Source organism: Ketobacter sp. MCCC 1A13808 (assembly GCF_009746715.1).
GTDB lineage: Bacteria > Pseudomonadota > Gammaproteobacteria > Pseudomonadales > Ketobacteraceae > Ketobacter.
Map to the genome: position 1 here is coordinate 148,008 of NZ_VRKW01000005.1, position 20,151 is coordinate 168,158.

Consider the following 20,151-nt stretch of genomic DNA (forward strand, 5'->3'; position numbering starts at 1 on the left):
AATCAATACAACTACAGCCGGTTTTTATGCCAAACGGGATGTAGGTCGATTTATGCAGTGGGTTGCGGGATCACATTTGGTGTATTGAAGTTATAAAAATAAGTGCGCTTATTCTTTTTTTATTTTGGTTTCCGATGTTTCGTATTCCGGCATTCAATCACTACGAAATCCTATGCAAAACTAAAGATCAGAGATCAGCCGCCGATACTATACTGTGAGTAGGTCAACTGCTTCGGAAGTGGCTTTCAACCCTGGTATGCTAGTTGCATTGTCCTGCAGTAAGATGCGCAATCAGTGTCAGGCGTGTCAGGTTTTTTGACTCTATCGGTATTTGCGAAGGTACTGGATACGGCAATGTTAAGAGGTTCATAATGGCATCGATTACTGCCGCGGGTACAGGCTCAGGCCTTGATATTGAAACGATTATTGAGACGCTTACCGATGCGGAACGTATTCCGACGGAAACGCGTCTGGCTAATCGTGAGGTAGAAATTCAAGCCAATATTTCCGCCTATGGATCGTTAAAAGGCGCTTTGCAGGATTTTCAGGATGCACTTTCTGGCCTTTCCTCCCTGCAAGAACTTGCCGCCCGTACGGCGACCAGCAGTGATGAAGACCTGTTTACCGTCAGTGCCGGCTCCGGAGCGGCAGTCGGCAATACCTCTATTGAGGTCACCCAATTAGCTTCGAACCACAAATTAATCTCCGGTGCCAGTTTTGCCGATGGAGACGCCGCAGTGGGTGCCGGCACTATCAGCATTAGCATGGGCGGTGAAAGCTTCGATGTGACTATTGTCGGTGGGTCGAACAATACTCTGTCAGGTATTCGAGATGCGATTAACGAGGCAGAAGATAACCCCGGTGTCACAGCCAGTATTCTAAATTACAGTGACGGTGCGGGTGGTACGTTATCTAAATTAGTGTTCACCGCCGATGAAAGTGGAGCTGCCAACAATATTACAGTGGCGGTCAGCGGTGACTCCGATGGCAATGACGCAGATAATGTCGGATTATCCGCATTCGTATTCAGCGATGTAAACAATGGCAATATGGATGAGAAGTCGGCTGCGCTCGACGCCATGCTATTGCTGGATGGCGAATATCCTGTCACCAGCGCGACTAATGAATTCTCCAATGCCATTCAAGGCGTGACTATTACTGCCAAATCCGCCAGCCCGGGTGAAACCGGATTGCTCAATGTGGGGTTGGACAAAACAGCGATCAGCGGAAAACTGGCCGAGTTCGTTGAGGCATTTAACGCGCTCAGTGACGCTCTCGATTTTCTCACCGACTATGACCAGGCTGCGGATGAAGCCGGATTGTTAACGGGTGATTTCGCGGCCCGAACCATCGAAACGCAGATTCGCCGTACTGTATCCAGTGCTTTGGAGGGCGGAGGACAGTTTTCGACTTTGGCCTCAATCGGCATTACCACGCAGCGTGATGGATCCTTAAAGCTGGATTCATCCAAATTAAATACGGCGTTAGCAAATAACTTTGATGATGTCGCCAATTTGTTGGGCGGGGAAAACGGTGTTTTCTCTAAGCTGGATGAAAGGGTCGATGATTTCCTTTCCAGCGATGGGCTGATAGCCAGCCGTAATAGCTCCTTCCTTGCCCAACTAAAAGATATAGACGAACAGCGGGAACGTTTAACTTTGCGAGTGGAATCCTTTTCCGAACGTATTCGCAAGCAATACACCAGTTTAGATATTCTGGTAGGGCAGTTGCAAAGTACCGGAGATTTTGTCACGTCTCAATTAGATATGATCAGCTCCGGCATGAGCAACAAGAAAAAATAACACGGATTTAAAAGGCATCACCATGAATATGAGAACAGGCGCGCAGCAATACGCAAAAATGAACAAGCAAACGGGTGTGGAGGAGGCTAATCCACATCAATTAATCGGAATGTTATACCAGGGTGCTCTGGATAGCCTGCAACAATCTTTGGGCTGTATAGACCGCAATGATATCGAAGGCCGTGGTAAACATGTGGGGCGCGCTATCACCATAATTGGCGGTTTGCAGGGCTTTTTGGATCACGAAAAAGGCGGCGAACTGTCGCAGAATCTGGACCGTTTGTATGACTACATGACGGTGCGGTTATTTGACGCCGGTCGTGAAAACAGTAAAATTCCGGTGCAAGAAGTCATTGGCCTGTTACGCGAAATAAAAGAGGGCTGGGATGGCATCGGTGATCAGGCAAAAGAGATTTTTTCGCAGTCCGGCCAATCTGTACCAGGTTGAGAGCACTACCATGTTGAATTTTTCTGAACATAGCCAGCGTATAGAAGCCGCCCTGGATTCAGGTGATCTGGATCAGTTGAAAGACGTGTGTCTGCAATGCGATCGCTTTCTGCGATCAGTGTTACCCCTGAAAACTCAGCAGAGCGTCGATTTGCCGAGCCTGCAGCGGGACCTGGAAAACATCATTATATTGTATAAGCGTGCAGTGGCGTGTGTTGAAGCCGCCAAGCAAGAGGCCGGAAATCAGCTTCGATCCCTGAACCGAAACCACACAAATACCAACACCTATTTGGATGTGGCCCGTCATATTGCCGTTTAATGCGGGTCGCGGGAGCGACCTGCGTTTATTACAGCGAAAAGCCTATTCAGAGCGGCAGTACGTAGAGTGTACCTGACCAAATCTGTCCGTAATTATTTAGTTAAAAATCCCTCTCGGCTCCTTACCTGTAAACAAAACTAATAGTTATCTAAAGTTTTTTAATAATGTCGCGTCAGTTATTTGACCAATCCACACTCTATAACCTTTACTGAATAATAACGATCAAAATGGTGTCAGTAGTTTCGACTTTGCTGACCAAATGCGGTAAATCGGATAAGAACATAGAACATGTGGCGAGAAATTAAAGTGCTGTTAGTGGACGACGACCCCAAGCGTCGGCACGACCTGAAAGTGATTCTGGATTTTGTGGGCGAAAGCACAACCGATTGTGATGGCGCCTCCTTTGAAGGGATTGTCGATGCACACGAAAGTGGATGCTTTACCTGTGTGGTGTTAGGGGAAGTTAAAAGTCCGGAGGCGGCTATTGAAAAGCTGGTTCAGTGGGATACCACTCTGCCAATCGTGCTGATGGACAATTTGGATATAGCCAGTAAAGCAGACGACCAATTCAAAGCCGTCATAGCGGTAATAGAAACGCCACCCAGTTACACCAAAATGATGGATACCCTACACCGGGCCCAGGTTTATAAAGATCATCTGTCATCTGATCCGGTTCGCTCACAGCGCCGGGAGGCGCAGTTATTCCGCAGTCTGGTAGGCACCAGCCGCTCTATCATAAAAGTACGTGAGCTAATGGCTCAGGTCGCCGATAAAGACGTAAACGTATTGATTACCGGAGAGTCCGGAACCGGTAAGGAAGTGGTGGCGCGTAATCTGCATTACAACTCCCATCGCCGCCACAAGCCATTTGTACCCGTAAACTGCGGGGCAATTCCGCAAGAGTTGTTGGAAAGCGAGTTATTCGGTCATGAGAAAGGCGCATTCACTGGCGCGATCACCAGCCGCGCGGGACGTTTTGAATTAGCGGAAGGCGGCACGATTTTCCTTGATGAAATCGGTGATATGCCACTGCATATGCAGGTTAAATTGCTTAGGGTATTGCAAGAAAGGACGTATGAGCGGGTGGGTGGCTCTAAAACGCTGAATGCAGATGTGCGGGTCATCGCTGCAACGCATCAAAATTTGGAGAACCACATAACCGAGGGAAAATTTCGGGAAGATCTGTTTTATCGGATCAATGTTTTTCCCATCGAAATGCCGCCGCTTCGTGAACGAACCGAAGACATTCCATTGCTTTTAAATGAATTGGTGGCCCGCATTGAAAATGAAAAGCGGGGTTCCATACGGTTTAATTCAGCGGCCATAATGGGGTTGTGTCGGCATGAATGGCCAGGCAACGTGCGAGAACTGGCTAATCTGGTAGAACGTCTGGTGATTACTCATCCCTATGGTGTGGTGGGGGTCGCGGATTTGCCCAAACGATTCCGTCATGTTGATGATATTGACGAAGACCAGTGTATGCCGGAAGAAACCGCGGATATGAATGTGCCGGGTTACGTCAGCATGGACACGCCAGCTCTATTGCCGGTGAACGGTATTGATCTGAAAGAATATCTGGCGACGTTGGAGTCCAATCTCATAAAGCAGGCTCTGGACGATTGCAACGGTGTAGTAGCCCGTGCCGCCGAAAAATTAAAAATACGCAGAACCACCCTGGTGGAAAAAATGCGTAAATACGATTTGAACCGGGTCTGAAAGCTTTTCCTGTTTCTATTTCCTCTACTCCTCAGCAAAACACGCTGATCCCGGACATTGTCAAATGTCCGGGATTTTACTTCTGAAAAAAGCGCTATAACCGCTGGTGAGCGTCAAATTCCCGCCCGGATGCAGACCCCTCTCTCCATTGCCAATCGTAACGCCCTGAAAAACATAGCTTATCCATTCTAGGCACGGGGCTTGCTTATATGCCTATTATTGTCCATGAATGGAGCAAAAAATGACTGTATTGGCTACTCCCACCCAACCTGCTGCAATTCAGCCGGAGCCGGCTATGGGGAGTGAATTTAAACCGGAAATGACAGCGATCGTCTCGGCTGTGAAAAGCGGTCCGGATCTTCAAGACAGCCTGCAATCTGCATTCACTACCTTCAATCGTATTTCGAACCAATTGACAACCTCCTACCACGAGCTGGAGCAGCGGGTGGGAGAGTTACAATCGGCATTGGCAGAGACGGATCGTGAGCGTATCTCGCAACACAGTGCCCGTGAATTGCTGGCAGATCGGCTCGACGTCATAGTCAGTGCGATTCCGGTTGGGTTCATTCTGCTTGATGGGCGGGGGGTAGTAGTCAAAGCCAACAGTCTGGCCAGAACGCTCCTGAGCGACGATATTCTGCATACCAAATGGATTGACGTGATTAACCAATGCTTTTCGCGACAGCCGCCCGATGGTCATGAGTTGCTTTTAAAAAGCGGGCGTTTGGTTAGTGTCGTCACTCAATCCCTAAACAGTGAGCCGGGCCAGATAATTGTTATCGCGGATCAAACAGAAACCCGTGTTCTGCAAAACAAACTGAACCATAGCCGAAAGTTGTCCGATATGGGTCGCATGACGGCTTCTCTCGCTCACCAGATTCGTACACCGCTTTCTACCGCGATATTGTATGCCGACCACCTTGCGTCGCCGCAATTAGAGGAAGCGCGCCGATTAAAGTATGCCAATAAATTAAAACAGCGTTTACAGCATCTGGAACAGCAGGTGCGGGATATGTTGATTTTCTCAAAGTCCGGTGTGGTGCTGAAGGACAACCTGTCTTTAGGTCAGATAATGTCGGTTATTCAGGCCCAGGCGGAAGATGTGAAAATACAGCGACAGTGTCAAATCGACTTTGCTGACAGTATTCCGGCCGGAAGTGTGCGGTGTAATGTGGAGCTGCTGACCAGTGCTTTCTCCAATTTATTTGAAAACGCCAGCGAAGCCTGTCGTGATGCCGGAATTCAAGCTCACATTCTCCTGCGTTTGAAGAAGCCAGAAAACGGTTTAATCGAATTTCTGGTAAGTGATAACGGTCCGGGTTTGAGCGCAGAAGCAGAACAGGTTACTGAGCCCTTCTTCACTACCAAAGCCACCGGAACGGGGTTAGGGCTATCAGTTGTGCGCGCGGTTGTAGAAGCCCATGGTGGTACTTTTGACATATCCAATCGTCCCGAAGGCGGCGCTTGTGCCCAAATAAACTTGCCTGTTGAGCAGTGCAACAATGCTAGTCAAGGAGCATTCCAATGAGAAAAATACACGTGTTGGTAGTTGAAGATGATGCGGATCTGCGTGAAGCCATTGTTGATACCCTGGAAGTATCAGGCATCAATGTGGAAGGCGTTGGTGATGGTGAGTCTGCGATTGCGTGGCTCAACAAATCTGAATGCGAACTGATTATATCTGACGTTAATATGCCCGGCATGGATGGCTATCAGTTATTACGTAAAGTGGCCTCGGGTTGGCCTCACATTCCCGTTTTAATCATGACAGCCTACGGCAGTATTTCCAATGCTGTGGAAGCGATTCGCAACGGTGCTGTCGATTACCTGGAAAAGCCTTTTTCCACGGATAAGTTAACCAATGTTGTTGAACGTTTTATACGGATAACCCCGGAAAGCCATGAGCCGGTCGCAGTGGATCGTGAAACAATCAGTGTTTTCCAATTAGCAAAACGAGTGGCCGCAACCGATTCCAGTGTCATGATTATGGGTGAAAGCGGAACCGGGAAGGAAGTATTGGCTCGTTATATTCATCGTCACTCCGCACGCAGCGAGAAGCCGTTCGTTGCCATCAATTGCGCGGCGATTCCGGAAAATATGCTGGAAGCGACTATGTTCGGACACGAGAAAGGCGCGTTTACCGGCGCCCATCAAAGCAATGCCGGTAAATTCGAACAGGCTAATGGGGGTACTTTGCTTTTGGACGAAGTGTCAGAAATGGATATTGGTTTACAGTCCAAACTGCTGCGTGTGCTGCAGGAAAAAGAAGTCGAACGAATTGGTGGCCGCGCCACTATCTCTCTCGATGTGCGGGTGTTGGCGACCACCAATCGTAACCTGCGCCGGGAAGTAGAGAAGGGTAATTTCCGTGAGGATTTGTATTACCGTTTATGTGTGTTTCCGCTGCTGTGGAAACCATTGCGTGAGCGCAAAGACGATATCATTCCGTTGGCATTGCGTTTAATTGAAAATAAACAAACCGCGAACAAGCGTATCGTTTTGGATGTCGGTGCTGAATGGCGCTTGTTGCAACACACCTGGCCCGGCAACATCCGGGAACTGGATAATGTTATACAGCGGGCGCTAATCCTGTGTAATGACGGCATTATCACCGCGGATGACATTTTTATACCGGAAGATGATATGCACGGCATTTCACTAGACTCGGCGGAAAGCGAAGAGGCCGCCGCCGGCGCCCTGGGTGAAGATCTGAAGAAGCGAGAGTTCGAAGTCATTATTGACACTTTGAAAGCGGTTAATGGCAGCAAGAAGCAAACCGCCGAAAAACTGGGTATCAGTCCCCGGACTTTACGTTATAAATTAGCCCGTATGCGTGACTATGGCATAGATGTTGAAAGAGTCTGTGCATAGGCTCTTAATCGTCAAAAAAACATCGGTTCGAGGAAAACGCTATGTCAGGCTCTGTTGAAATGAATTCTTTGTTGGCCCAAATGCGGGAAATGAAAAGCATCGCCAACATGGAGATGAAACCCCAGCAGGAATTGCAGATTCAGAATTCATCTGAACCGCAGTTTTCATCCATGTTCAAGGATGCACTGGACAAAGTGAGCGACATGCAATCAACCTCGGGCCAGTTGCAGGAAGCGTACCTCAGAGGCGACAGCAACGTCGATATTACCCGAGTAATGGTTGCCTCCCAAAAATCCAGTATCGCATTTCAGGCGGTCGTTCAGGTTCGCAACAAATTGGTGGATTCCTATAAAGACATCATGAACATGCCGGTCTAATCTGCCGATCACCCTGGAGCGCTTTTAAATGTCAGAAGAAAAGAAAGAAAGCACCGGATTCGCGGTGTTGGATGGGCTGGGCGGCCTGACTATCGTGAAGCAGATCGGTCTGATTGTCGGCTTGGCTGCTGCTATTTCTATTGGTTTATGGGTCGTTCTGTGGAGTCAGGAGCCGGATTTCCGTCCTCTCTACACTGACATATCTCATTTGGAAGCGGGGCAGGTGGCTGACATTCTGCAACGAGAGCAAATTCGTTTTAAAGTCGACACCGGTTCCGGAATGATATTGGTGGAGTCCGACAAGATTCACCAGGCTCGTATGAAGCTGGCGGCAGAAGGTTTTCCAGCCGGAAGTACACTGGGTTATGAGCTGCTAGATAAAGAGCAGGCGTTCGGCACCAGCCAGTTCATGGAAAAAACCCGTTATCACCGCAGTATTGAAGGCGAATTGGCCCGCACTATATCTAGTATGAACCGGGTACGGGGTGCACGTGTACACCTGGCGATTCCGAAACGTTCGGTATTTGTTAACGATAACCGCAAACCCAGCGCATCGGTATTCGTCGAGCTGTATCCCAATCAGAATCTCGAGAAGATGCAGGTGGCTTCGATAATCCATCTGGTCGCGTCCAGTATTCCTGAATTGGAAGACAAGCACGTAACCGTAGTGGATCAGCGCGGTCAATTGCTGTCGCAAACTGACAATGACTCCGATATTGCTTTGGCTGCCAAGCAGCTGGATTACAGTAAGCAAATGGAGCAGAAATACGTGGAGCGCATTAACAGTATTCTGAACCCGCTGGTGGGCAATGACGGCTTCAAGGTTCAGGTCAGTGCCGATATCGATTTCAACCAAACCGAACAAACTTCGGAATATTTCAGCCCGGACCTACCTGCTGTACGCAGCGAGCAAACGTTGAGCGAAATCGTGGGCGGCGGAGCCACCCAGGGAATCCCGGGTGCCCTGTCTAATCAGCCGCCAGGAGCGGTAACGGCGCCGGAAGAGTTGGCAACCACCGCTGAAACAGAAACCGCGAACAATGGCAACGTCAGAAAACAGGCAACCCGTAATTTCGAGCTGGACCGGACCATCAGTCACACCCGCCATTCAGTGGGAGCAGTAAAACGCTTGTCCGTGGCCGTGGTTCTGGACGATAAATTGATGCCACCCCCAGCAGGCAGTGAAGCAAAAGACTTTGTCCGTACTGCCCTCAGTGATGCTGAACTGGAGCGAATCCGGGTATTGGTCCAGGATGCGGTCGGTTTCAGTGCTGCCCGTGGAGACAGCGTCACTGTGGTTAATCAAGCATTCCGTCAATACGCCAACGAAGAGATCGTGATCCCCGAAACACCGATTTGGGAGCGGCCTTGGTTCTGGGATGCGGTGAAGCGGGTCGGGGGCATTCTCTTCGTGATGTTCCTGTTTTTAGCGGTTTTGAGGCCTATACTGAAGAAACTGGCAGAAAACGGGCAGGACGACTCCATGGCAGCACTTGAATCGCAAATGGAGACCAATGGTTTGGCGGGTGCTTCGGGCGCGCCTGGTGCGGTGGGTGAGGGTGCTTCAGTGACACTGAGTGGCAGTCAGAATCCGCTCTTGCCCGGCCCCGACGCCTCTTATAATCAGCATCTGGATGCGGTTAAATCCATGGTTGCGGAGGATCCGCGCCGAGTAGCACAGGTTGTGAAATCCTGGGTGGCGAATGAGTAAGCAAGAAACAAATGACAAGCAGGATCTGGTAAGTTCGCTGCCTCCCGTTGAGAAGGCAGCGATTTTACTGATGTCTCTGGGCGAAGAAAACGCGGCAGAAGTATTACGTCATATGGGGCCTAAAGAGGTTCAGAAGATCGGTCTGTGCATGGCTAAATTACAGAATGTGCGCAAAGACCAGGTAGAGGCGGTCATGGCCGACTTTATGGACGTTTTCTCGAATCAAACGGCCCTGGGCGTGGGCGCCGACGGCTATATCCGCAAGATGCTGGTCAACGCTTTGGGCGAAGACAAAGCCGGCACCCTGGTTGACCGGATTTTGACAGGCGGGAACACCACAGGCCTGGACACATTACGCTGGATGGATTCCCGTTCCGTCGCAGACATCATCCGTTTTGAACACCCGCAAATCCAAGCTATTGTCGTGGCCTATCTGGATTCGGACCAGGCAGCAGAAACCCTAAGTTTCTTTGATGAGAAAGTTCGGCTGGACATCATTATGCGCATTGCCTCACTGGAGTCAGTGCAGCCCCACGCGATGCAGGAACTCAACGACATTCTGGAAAAGCAGTTTTCCAAACAGACCGGCTCTGCCTCCACTAATATGGGCGGGTCGAAGTGTGCAGCAGACATAATGAATTTCCTCGATACGAACGCCGAATCCACGTTAATGGAAGGTATAAAGGACATAGACGAAGAACTGGCGCAGGAAATTTCTGACATGATGTTTGTGTTTGATAACCTGGGTGATGTTGATGATCGCGGGATTCAGGCGCTGTTACGTGAAGTCTCTTCCGAGTCCCTGATTCTGGCTTTAAAAGGAGCCGATGAGAACGTCAAAGAAAAAATCTTCGGTAATATGTCCAAACGCGCCGCTGAATTACTCCGTGATGACCTGGAAGCGAAGGGTCCGGTTAAACTCAGTGAAGTAGAGACCGCGCAAAAAGAAATTCTTGGTATAGCACGACGTATGGCGGATGCAGGCGAGATCGTACTGGGCGGTAAAGGCGGCGAGGAGATGGTTTAATGTTGCAGTACCGGAGCCAATACCATGTCGTCGTCTAAAAAGCCTGATGTGCTGAACTCGGACAATACCGCAAAAGACAAGATGAGCGCTTGGGAACGTTGGCATCTGCCCAATATGGAGGATGACATCCCGCTTAAATCCAATGTTTATAACAGTCCGGCCAAAAAGAAGCCGGTCGGGCTTATTGCAGACCCCGCACCGGAAGAGGAAGAGGTAATCCGGCCTCTCACCGCAGAAGCGCTTGAGCAAATCAGGCAGGCCGCATATGAAGAAGGATTACAGGAAGGGCGTGAAGCAGGCAAAGCCGAAGGCTATCAGGCGGGGTATACCAGCGGCGAAGGTGACGTAAAAGCAGCTATTACCCGAATGTCACAAATTTGTCGCGTTCTGCTTGAACCGATTCCCAAGCAGGATGAAGAACTCGAACGGGTGTTGTTGCATCTGGTGGAGCAGATTTGCAAACGGGTCGTGCACCGGGAATTAAGCATCGAATCGTCGGTTGTTTTGCAAATTGTTGAAGCAGCGTTGGAAACCATTCAGCCGGGTGACCAGCGAATGAAGATCCACCTGAACGCCGCCGATGCGGAGATGGTAGAGTCCCACATGAAGGCCGGCGGAGAGTGGGAGCCGGGCTGGCGAATTCAGGCCCATCCTGCCGTTACACCCGGTGGCTGCATAATAGAGACTGACAACAGCATGGTGGATGCCCGCGCAGAACGCCGTTTAGCGTCTGTGATCCGGCAAGTCTATGAGCAGCAACAGCAAGCATTGGAAGAGCGCGGACAGCAGCACGGTCATGTTGACCAACTGCTGGATGAAATCGATTGCTTTGTCGATGATAGTGCTGAGCTGCTCGCGGAGGACAGTCAATACAATAACCTCCAGGATCATGCTAACGACCCGCACCATCCAGAAGACATGACCGTGCTGGATGAACGCTGGAACGAGGAGCCATCGGATGACGGATCTCAATCTTCGCTCTAGTATCGCCCAACGCCTGAATCGTTATTTACCCTATACCCAGGCTGAACCGGATATTCAGGTTGAAGGTCGTCTACTTCGTATGGTGGGGCTGACGCTGGAAGCGGTGGGTTGCAGCGTCCCGATAGGTGGACATTGTACTATCCGGAACCACGATGGGTTGGATGTGGAGGCCGAAGTCGTGGGCTTCTCTGGCAATAAAATGTATTTGATGCCCATCGAACCGGTGAGTGGTTTGCAGCCGGGCGCCCGGGTTATCCCTAACCGTCTTGTTGCCCAGGTACCGGTGGGAATGAACCTGTTAGGCCGTGTGCTCGATGGCCGTGGTCAACCGCTGGATGGCAAAGGTGCGCTAAAAGCGGACGGCTACACCAGTCTCAGTCGTGAAGCAATCAACCCCCTTGAACGACAGCCTATCATTGAACCGATGGATGTGGGTGTGCGGGCGATCAATAGTTTGCTCACTGTGGGGCGCGGTCAGCGTATGGGGTTGTTTGCTGGCAGTGGCGTGGGCAAAAGTGTTCTGCTCGGTATGATGACGCGGTTTACCACAGCGGATATTACGGTGGTAGGTCTGATCGGAGAGCGCGGCCGTGAAGTAAAAGAATTTATCGAACACAGCTTGGGTGAAGAAGGGCTTCGCCGGTCTGTCGTGGTCGCTTCACCGGCGGATGATTCACCCCTGATGCGCATGCACGGCGCCATGCTGGCAACTGCAATTGCCGAGCATTTCCGGGATCAGGGCAAAAATGTTTTGTTGTTGATGGATTCTCTCACCCGTTATGCGCAGGCCCAAAGGGAGATAGCGCTGGCAATCGGAGAGCCTCCGGCCACCAAAGGCTATCCGCCCTCGGTATTCGCCAAGCTACCAGCGCTGGTAGAGCGTGCCGGTAATGGCAAGGAGGGTGGTGGTTCGATCACTGCGTTCTATACTGTTTTAACAGAAGGCGATGATGTACAGGATCCGGTGGCCGATTCTGCCCGTGCAATTCTTGATGGGCACGTGGTCTTGGCGCGGCGGCTGGCTGAAGAAGGACAGTATCCGGCCATTGATATTGAAGCTTCCATTTCGCGGGCAATGCCCCAGGTTGTCACCGAAGAGCATTTAAAAAAAGCGCAGTTGGTTAAGCGCCTTTACGCCCGCTACCAGCAGAGCCGAGATCTGATCAGCGTCGGCGCCTATGTTGCTGGAAGCGACCCGGAAACGGATTTGGCGATCCATAAGATTAAGCCGATCCGGGATTTTTTAGCGCAATCAATGTCTGAAAAACTGGACTATAAAACGTCGCTGGCGGGCATGGACCGATTATTCGAAATGAAATAGCCGGTGCCGGCTAACCAGGAAAAGGGAGGGATCGGAAAATGAAAAAGTCAGTTCGTCTGATTCCCGTCTGCAATCTAAAGCGTCAGCAGGAACGTAAAGAAGCGCAGACCCTGGCTAAGTACCAAAAAGAATTGACGCAATCCCGGCAGCAACACAGTGAACTGAAAAGTTATTTGGCTGAATACTACAAATCCATCCAGGATCAGCACGGCACCGTTAAAAATGCGGCTCAACTCGGCCTTTACCAGGCTTTTATATCGCGCTTACAACAGGCTATTTCCCGGCAAGGCGAAATGGTGAAGCAAAGAGAGCTTTCGGTGCAGGCGCAGGCCAAAAAATGGCAGTTGGCGAATCACAACGTCAAAATTATGGAACAGCTAATCGAGAAAGCGAAAACTGAGGAGTCACTGATTGCAGATAAACAAGAACAAAAAATATTGGATGACCGCCCTTACAGAAAGGAATCCGGTTTTCGTTGATCTTTATACATCGGGCGTTAGCAAGTGAAATTGAAACTGAACGCGTTACTAGTGCTATCAGGGCTTGCATCCATTGCAGTTTTGATTCTGCTCAGAATAAACAACGTCCCGCTGTATTTGTCTGCGCTGGTATTGGCCTCTTATTTTCTCTGGATCCTTACCTGTGGCTTGCGATCCGTTGAGGTTGTGCCCTTCGACCCTAACGTCAATCCAGGGCAAGAATCCTTTCTGAGTGTGGACAGGCCCGAACTTGACTATTTCGAGCGACTGACAACCAGCTTGTTGCATAATTGGTCACTATTTAAAGCTGACTATGCTTATTGCGAAGCCACAATAAAAAGCGGCAGTAAGACGGTGGAGCAGGCTATGGATATGGCCACCAACACGGGGTTGCTGGCAATTAACTCGATGTTTGAAGCGGCCAAAACCGGTGATATCGGGAAAGGCTTTGTAACGGTCTCGCAAGATCTGGTCGCGATTAGCAAGCGTTCTGCGCAGGATATAGAAAAGCTGAAAAACATAGTATCCAGGCTGGGTAACAAATTGGATTCCTGCCATTTGGCAGTGGCTCAGCCAATAGAAGACTATCGGCTTGATCCTGACTGCTTTCCTTTAGCGAGTATGGAAGACCTGCTATTGGATATCCGCATCGGCCAGAAAGATCTGACCGATTTGGCGGAACGGCACCGGCGCAATCCGAAGTTGGATGTCCGTTGGTTGCAACTGGGGGATGCTGTTCGAAGATTGCTCAACGAGTTGACCAATGCACTTTACCAATTGGAAGTCAGGTTGGAAGATGTGTTGACAGACATGCGTTTGGTGCGTTTATCTGGCACACTTGACAGCGAACAGGTCAGTGAAATTAATGGACGGGTGGAAGGAAAAAGGGCGATGGTGGATCATTCAGAAAAAATTATGTAGTAAATTAGTTTGCATAGGAAAAATAGACTATGCTCTTAATTATTGGACGATTTTTACGGCCCTGTCACGGGGTGTAGTTTTTAGCAACCGCTTCTTGAGGTGTAGATAATGGCTATATGGTCTACTGAAGCATCCTCGGGTGAACTGACGATAAAGATTCAAGGGCGTTTCGATTTTAGTGCTCATCAGGAATTTCGAGACGCTTATGAAAAAGTATCAGAGGATCCCAAAGGTTATATAGTGGACATGAAAGAGACCACTTATCTTGATAGTTCGGCATTAGGTATGTTGCTGCTATTAAGAGACCACGCCGGGGGAGATAACTCCAGTATTGAAATTGTAAACTGCAACCCGGATGTTAAGAAAATTCTTACCATATCCAATTTTGAACAGTTGTTTACAATTCGTTAGTGTTTCAACCAACACACCCACCCTCCCGGTGGGTGTAGTGTGAGTCTATGGGTAATGGTAGCTCGATAATAGAAGCAGGGTTGGCTCAAGACGAAGTACTTCGCATTCTGATTGCCGATGATAACGATTCTGATCGGCTGATATTACAAACCATTGTGCGCAAGGAAGGGCACCGGGTTTATACCGCCCGTGATGGCCAGGAAGCCATCGATATTTTCAAAGAAGAGTCCCCGGACCTGGTTTTGCTTGATGCGTTAATGCCGAATGTTGACGGATTTGAAGCTGCCCGCACTATCAAGGAATTATCGGGCGACAACCTGGTTCCGATCATATTTCTTACTTCCCTTCGTGATGCAACATCCCTGGCCGATTGTCTGGCAGCCGGGGGGTTGGATTTCCTCAGCAAACCCTACAACCGCATTATTCTGCAAGCCAAAATCAAGGCCTTCGCCAGTATGCGACGCTTGCATGAAACGGTCCAAAAACAGCGCGACGAAATATCCCTGCACAACGACCGCTTAATACATGAGCAGGAAGTAGCAAAACAGGTGTTCGATAATATCGCCCACCCCGGCTGTATTAATGCGCCGAATATCAAATATCTATTGTCTCCGATGGCGGTGTTTAACGGGGATCTGGTGTTGGCATCCCGTAAACCTTCAGGTGGCATGTATGTGTTTCTCGGTGATTTTACCGGCCATGGATTACCGGCTGCTATTGGTGCCATGCCGGTATCCGAAATTTTCTATGGTATGGCACAAAAGGGCTTCTCGCTGCAGGACATCCTGCGTGAAATTAATAAGAAGCTAAAACGCATTTTGCCGGTCGGTGTTTTTTGTTGTGCCTGTATGGTTGATCTGAGTTTCCGCAAGCGTTCCGCTGAAATCTGGGTGGGCGGTTTGCCGGACATCCTGATTTACCGCAAGGAAATGCACAAGGTTGAAAACATATCCTCCCGTCACTTGCCTTTGGGCGTGGTCGACAACGACCGTTTTAAAACCGACAGCACACTGATTCAGCTTACGAAAGGCGATCGTATTATGCTGTGGTCAGACGGAATTATTGAAGCCTCCAACATGGAAGGGGAAATGTTCGGCGAAGAGCGGGTAATGGAAGTGATCCTAAGTACAGACGATCCTGACAAAATATTCAGCAATATTGAAAAAGCGGTTGAGCATCACGCGGGCCGCGGCGAACAGGATGATGATTACACCATGGTTGAAGTTATCATGGTAAACGAAGAGGATATGGGGGATTACTTCGGCGAAGGAGGGGTCTCCTATATGGCGGGTGGGCCCAAGGACTGGAGTATGACTTATGAGTTGCGGCCTCAGACCCTTCGTGAGTTCAACCCATTGCCATTAATAACGCATTTGTTAATGGAAGTGCCCGGACTGAGACCCCATAGCGGAAAAATTTATACCATATTGTCTGAGCTTTATTCCAACGCGCTGGAGCATGGGGTATTGAATCTCCATTCGGAATTGAAAGCGTCTGCCGATGGGTTTGCCCGCTATTATCTGGAACGAACAGAAAAGTTAGCCAGCCTGGACGCAGGGTTTGTAAGGTTTAAAATAGATCACCTACCGGTAAAAGATGGTGGAGTTCTAACGATTGTGGTAGAAGATACAGGCCCTGGATTTGACTTTAAACAGAACGATACCGCACAGCATCGCACGGAAGGGTACAGTGGACGGGGAATCCCGCTGATCAATACCATGTGTCGCTCTGTCCGTTATTTAGGTGAAGGCAATCAGGTTGAAGTTGTATTTGACTGGCATGTTGATGTGTAAAAGGGGGTAAGGATTATGACGAATCCGGAAGATCATTTGGATGTTGCCGCATTGCAAGATTTAAAAGAAATCATGGAAAGTGAATATGAAACACTGGTGAATACTTTTATAGCCGACACTCAAAGCAAGCTGGTTGAATTAGAAGAGGTGATTCAACAACAGGATCCGGAAAATTTGCGTAAGATCGCGCACAGTCTGAAAGGGTCGTCCTCCAACGTGTGTGCACTAAAGCTTTCCGAGTTTGCCCGTCAGCTCGAGAGTATGGGCAAAGAGGGGGAAATGGCCAGTTCCGATACGCTGCTCTCCCAGCTCAAAGTGGAGTTTGCGGAAGTCTCCAAAATTCTTATAAACAGTATGTGATCCACTCTGTTTAGTGAACGCTGAACCTGGTCCGGATCAGCGTTTTCCGAATGCCAAAGCACGCTAACCTTCTATAAAAACACTTTGAAATTGTCTTCCTCACCTTCGTAGTGAGCCTCTTCGTGCTTCTGATGCATGAGCTGTCTAAACGTCTTCTCCTCGTTAATGTCGTAGGTGTCCAACATAAGCAGGGTCTCACCCTGGTCCAGGGCATCGTGAAAACGTGCGATATGGTGATTGTCCATCGACATGCCGATAAACGCGCCTGCCCATGTACCCAGACAGGTGAAAAACACACACAAAACTAAAAATACAACAAAGGAAATCGACTGAGCCAAATCGGTCGTCATTAAATAAAAGCCCAGAATGATGCCAAGCCCTAAACCGATAATCGCGCCGTAGGTGCCGCTGTGGGAAATGTCTTTTTCGTCCAGTATGCCGGTATTGTGTACTTTTGCTGACGTTAAGCCTGACACATCGCGACTCATAAAGTGCAGTTGCCCGGAATCGATTCCGGCCATTTTCAGGTCGTCCGTAATGGTTTTTGCGGGTGCGGTGCCCTGGAACAGATAGTACAAACGTTTCATACGAATCCTCCCTTAGAATCCATTCTTGTTTGAGAAAAGGTCGTTTACAAACTCTAATAACTATCAGACAAAAAGCCGGGCTTGTGTAATGATGTTTTCTTCCATGCAGTTTATTTTTATAACGCTCAGCGATGAAAACCGTGACACTTTTTGAATTTTTTTCCGTTTCCGCACCAACAGGGTTCGTTTCTTGCCGGTAAGGACTCGGGCTGACGGCTGCCATCCACGTAAAACCAGGTATCTTTTTCTTTAACGAATTCAGAACACTCATGAATTTGTCCCGCCCGACCGGCCTGCAGGAAGCGAGCGATAAACTCGACCCTTCCTGAGCTGTCGACGGGTTGGCCCAGTTCCTGCCTAAGAATGGTCAGTCCCAGCCAGTCGGTGTCAATGAAGCTGTGCCGAAGTTGCTCGGCATCGTCATGCCGACGTTTTGACGGGTGCAATGTCTGGATTAGATACTCGGCAGATTGTTTAACAAATGCACAGTAGCGGGAGCGCATCAATTGACCGGCGGTCTCCGCTTTTCGGGTGCCCGAGAGCAGTGGTGCGCAACAAGTTAAATAGGGTTGCCCCGATAGGCACGGGCATTGTTCATCCATGTTGGCTGTTACCTTTTAAATATGTGAGTATGGGAATGTCTTTCGCTAGTCGTAGTCCAGTGTTGCTGACGGCCGTTCGTGACTTTGTAGTCAATATGCCGAAATGGACGAATACAGGCTCTCGATTGACAGATTTCTTGTGATACAGCTAAAAAACTTGCCAAAACCAGCCGGAATCGGCAACATGCCAAGCACTTTCAAACTATCGTTTGAAATCAAGCGAAATTGAATTTCTTGTCGTTAACCCAGTGCGGGAGAAACGTTAATGATATACCAAGGAAAAGCCGTAACGGTCAAACCGTTAGAAGACGGCATAGTAGAACTGAATTTTGATCTGGAAGGGGAGTCGGTCAATAAGTTTGACCGGGGAACCGTTGAAGAACTGGGCGCGGCCGCCGCCGCCCTCAAAGCCGATAGCTCAATTAAGGGCATGATCGTAACCAGTGGTAAGGGTGTCTTTATTGTGGGCGCCGATATCACTGAATTCACCGATATGTTCAAGATGCCTGAGGAAGAAATTGCCGCCTGGTGTCTCAAGTCCAACGAAGCATTCTGCGCTATTGAAGATCTGCCTTTCCCCACGGTGACTGCCATTAACGGGCTGGCTTTGGGTGGTGGCTTGGAAATGTGTTTGGCAACAGACTTCCGTGTTATGTCCAGTAAAGCCCAGGTGGGTTTGCCGGAAGTGAAGCTGGGCCTGTTTCCCGGCTTCGGCGGTACAGTACGCATGCCGCGCGTAATTGGTGTAGACAACGCAGTGGAGTGGATCGCTGCCGGTGGTCAACATAAAGCAATCAAAGCGCTGAACGACGGTGTTGTTGATGCGGTGGTTGAACCCGATAAATTGCGTGAAGCTGCTCTGGCCTTGTTGCAGCAATGTCTGGATGAAAAAATTGACTATAAAGCCAAGCGCCAGGAAAAACTGGAACCGCTGAAGCTGGCTCCGATGGAAAACATGATGGCGTTTCAGTCCTGCACCGGAATGGTCATGCAGCAAGCCGGACGCAATTTCCCTGCACCCGTTGCCGCCGTTCAGGCCATGCAGGCGCATGCGGGAATGAACCGGGACAAAGCGCTGGAAGTGGAAGCCAAAGGTTTCGCTAAAATTGCTAAGACCTCTGCGGCTTCGTCCTTGGTCGGTTTGTTCCTGAATGACCAGGCATTAAAGAAGACTGCCAGCAAATGGGAAAAGCAGGCCAAGCCGATTCAGCAGGCAGCTGTATTGGGCGCGGGTATCATGGGTGGCGGTATCGCTTTCCAGTCTGCGTCGAAAGGCACCCCGATTATAATGAAGGACATTGCTGATAAAGCGTTGGATTTGGGTATGTCAGAGGCCACCAAATTGTTGGCTAAGCGTGTGTCGCGCGGCAAAATGGACGCCGGCACAATGGGTAAAGTGCTCTCTTCCATTCGCCCAACCCTAAACTACGGCGACTTCGAAAACGTGGGTATCGTAGTGGAAGCGGTTGTTGAGAATACCAAGATCAAGCAATCGGTCCTGGCTGAAGTGGAACAAAAGGCGAAGGAAGGCACGATCCTGGCTTCCAATACCTCCACCATTTCCATTACCAAGTTAGCCGAAGCGTTAAAAAATCCGGAAAACTTTGTCGGAATGCACTTTTTCAACCCGGTGCACATGATGCCCTTGGTTGAAGTTATCCGCGGCGAAAAATCCTCTGATGAAGCCATCGCAACGACGGTCGCTTACGCTAAAAAAATGGGTAAGACCCCGGTGGTCGTAAACGATTGTCCTGGTTTCCTGGTGAATCGCGTGTTGTTCCCGTACTTCGGTGGCTTCAGTATGATGCTTCGGGATGGCGCGGACTTCCAGAAAATTGACAAGGTCATGGAAAAGTTCGGCTGGCCTATGGGGCCTGCCTATCTGATGGATGTGGTAGGTATTGATACCGGGGTTCATGCTGCGGAAGTGATGGCCGAAGGCTTTCCAGAGCGTATGAAGCACGACTACAAAGATGCTTCTGAAGTGATGTTCGAAAACGATCGCTACGGTCAGAAAAACGGTGTTGGTTACTACAAGTATGAAACCGACAAAAAAGGCAAGCCGAAGAAAGTGGTGGATCAAACCACTTACGAATTGATCAAGCCTCACGTTGGCGCACCAAAAGACTTCGAAGATCAGGAAGTTATTGATCGTCTGATGATCCCGATGTGTCTAGAACTGGTTCGTTGCCTGGAAGAAAATATAGTGTCATCCGTGGCTGATGCAGATATGTCATTGATTATGGGCATCGGTTTCCCTCCATTCCGTGGCGGAGCCCTGAAATACATCGACTCCATCGGTGTGAAAAACTTCGTTGAACTGTGTGACAAGTATTCTGACCTGGGCGCAATGTATGAGCCGACTGCCAAGCTTCGCGAAATGGCAGCCAACGGCGAATCGTTCTACCAGTAATCACGGATA

Annotated in this window: 19 protein-coding genes; 17 read left to right on the plus strand and 2 right to left on the minus strand. The window is 49.5% G+C overall.

Annotated features, from left to right (window positions below; translation table 11 throughout):
* Positions 1-371: 371 nt before the first annotated feature.
* The 16 genes from fliD (at position 372) to FT643_RS11945 (ending at position 16,540) form a co-directional block, all read left to right on the plus strand.
* Positions 372-1,802 carry a flagellar filament capping protein FliD gene (gene fliD, locus FT643_RS11870; protein ID WP_156871614.1) on the plus strand — a complete coding sequence of 477 codons (1,431 nt, stop codon included), beginning with the start codon at positions 372-374 and terminating at the stop codon, positions 1,800-1,802.
* A 22-nt stretch (positions 1,803-1,824) separates the two neighbouring features.
* The gene (gene fliS, locus FT643_RS11875) at positions 1,825-2,250 is read left to right on the plus strand and encodes a flagellar export chaperone FliS (RefSeq protein WP_156871615.1); all 426 of its coding nucleotides are present in this window, start codon (positions 1,825-1,827) and stop codon (positions 2,248-2,250) included.
* A 10-nt stretch (positions 2,251-2,260) separates the two neighbouring features.
* Entirely contained in the window at positions 2,261-2,569 is a 309-nt protein-coding gene (locus FT643_RS11880) for a hypothetical protein (RefSeq protein WP_156871616.1), read from the plus strand.
* Between the two features lie 288 nt (positions 2,570-2,857).
* Positions 2,858-4,285 (plus strand): sigma-54 dependent transcriptional regulator, encoded by a 1,428-nt coding sequence (locus tag FT643_RS11885; protein ID WP_156871617.1) that lies wholly within the window; start codon positions 2,858-2,860, stop codon positions 4,283-4,285.
* Between the two features lie 241 nt (positions 4,286-4,526).
* On the plus strand, positions 4,527-5,813 hold the full coding sequence (locus FT643_RS11890) for a sensor histidine kinase (protein ID WP_198043503.1): 1,287 nt from the start codon (positions 4,527-4,529) through the stop codon (positions 5,811-5,813).
* Complete coding sequence (locus tag FT643_RS11895; RefSeq protein WP_156871619.1) at positions 5,810-7,156, plus strand: sigma-54-dependent transcriptional regulator; 1,347 nt, start codon at positions 5,810-5,812, stop codon at positions 7,154-7,156. The genes FT643_RS11890 and FT643_RS11895 overlap by 4 nt, the downstream gene beginning before the upstream one ends.
* A 41-nt stretch (positions 7,157-7,197) precedes the next feature.
* Entirely contained in the window at positions 7,198-7,533 is a 336-nt protein-coding gene (gene fliE, locus FT643_RS11900) for a flagellar hook-basal body complex protein FliE (protein WP_156871620.1), read from the plus strand.
* Between the two features lie 28 nt (positions 7,534-7,561).
* Positions 7,562-9,244 carry a flagellar basal-body MS-ring/collar protein FliF gene (gene fliF, locus FT643_RS11905; RefSeq protein WP_156871621.1) on the plus strand — a complete coding sequence of 561 codons (1,683 nt, stop codon included), beginning with the start codon at positions 7,562-7,564 and terminating at the stop codon, positions 9,242-9,244.
* The gene (gene fliG, locus FT643_RS11910) at positions 9,237-10,271 is read left to right on the plus strand and encodes a flagellar motor switch protein FliG (RefSeq protein WP_156871622.1); all 1,035 of its coding nucleotides are present in this window, start codon (positions 9,237-9,239) and stop codon (positions 10,269-10,271) included. Before fliF ends, fliG begins: the two co-directional genes overlap by 8 nt.
* A gap of 24 nt (positions 10,272-10,295) precedes the next feature.
* Positions 10,296-11,255, plus strand: a complete 960-nt coding sequence (locus FT643_RS11915) for a flagellar assembly protein FliH (protein WP_156871623.1) — start codon at positions 10,296-10,298, stop codon at positions 11,253-11,255.
* Positions 11,230-12,576 carry a flagellar protein export ATPase FliI gene (gene fliI / locus FT643_RS11920; RefSeq protein WP_156871624.1) on the plus strand — a complete coding sequence of 449 codons (1,347 nt, stop codon included), beginning with the start codon at positions 11,230-11,232 and terminating at the stop codon, positions 12,574-12,576. Before FT643_RS11915 ends, fliI begins: the two co-directional genes overlap by 26 nt.
* Before the next feature lie 38 nt (positions 12,577-12,614).
* Positions 12,615-13,055, plus strand: coding sequence for a flagellar export protein FliJ (gene fliJ / locus FT643_RS11925; protein WP_156871625.1), 441 nt, complete (start codon positions 12,615-12,617; stop codon positions 13,053-13,055).
* Between the two features lie 24 nt (positions 13,056-13,079).
* Positions 13,080-13,976 (plus strand): methyl-accepting chemotaxis domain-containing protein, encoded by an 897-nt coding sequence (locus FT643_RS11930; protein WP_156871626.1) that lies wholly within the window; start codon positions 13,080-13,082, stop codon positions 13,974-13,976.
* Between the two features lie 108 nt (positions 13,977-14,084).
* Positions 14,085-14,387: an STAS domain-containing protein gene (locus FT643_RS11935; RefSeq protein WP_156871627.1), complete on the plus strand. Its 303-nt coding sequence runs from the start codon at positions 14,085-14,087 to the stop codon at positions 14,385-14,387.
* 47 nt (positions 14,388-14,434) lie between these two features.
* The gene (locus tag FT643_RS11940; RefSeq protein ID WP_156871628.1) at positions 14,435-16,180 is read left to right on the plus strand and encodes an ATP-binding SpoIIE family protein phosphatase; all 1,746 of its coding nucleotides are present in this window, start codon (positions 14,435-14,437) and stop codon (positions 16,178-16,180) included.
* Positions 16,181-16,195: 15 nt separating this feature from the next.
* Positions 16,196-16,540 carry an Hpt domain-containing protein gene (locus FT643_RS11945; RefSeq protein ID WP_156871629.1) on the plus strand — a complete coding sequence of 115 codons (345 nt, stop codon included), beginning with the start codon at positions 16,196-16,198 and terminating at the stop codon, positions 16,538-16,540.
* A 71-nt stretch (positions 16,541-16,611) separates the two neighbouring features.
* Here the strand turns inward: FT643_RS11945 and FT643_RS11950 are convergent, their stop codons facing one another.
* Positions 16,612-17,127, minus strand: coding sequence for a hypothetical protein (locus FT643_RS11950; RefSeq protein WP_156871630.1), 516 nt, complete (start codon positions 17,125-17,127; stop codon positions 16,612-16,614).
* Between the two features lie 125 nt (positions 17,128-17,252).
* On the minus strand, positions 17,253-17,729 hold the full coding sequence (locus FT643_RS11955; protein ID WP_156871631.1) for a YchJ family protein: 477 nt from the start codon (positions 17,727-17,729) through the stop codon (positions 17,253-17,255).
* Positions 17,730-17,994: 265 nt separating this feature from the next.
* Between FT643_RS11955 and fadB the strand changes: the two genes are divergently transcribed.
* The gene (gene fadB / locus FT643_RS11960; protein ID WP_156871632.1) at positions 17,995-20,142 is read left to right on the plus strand and encodes a fatty acid oxidation complex subunit alpha FadB; all 2,148 of its coding nucleotides are present in this window, start codon (positions 17,995-17,997) and stop codon (positions 20,140-20,142) included.
* Positions 20,143-20,151 lie beyond the last annotated feature (9 nt).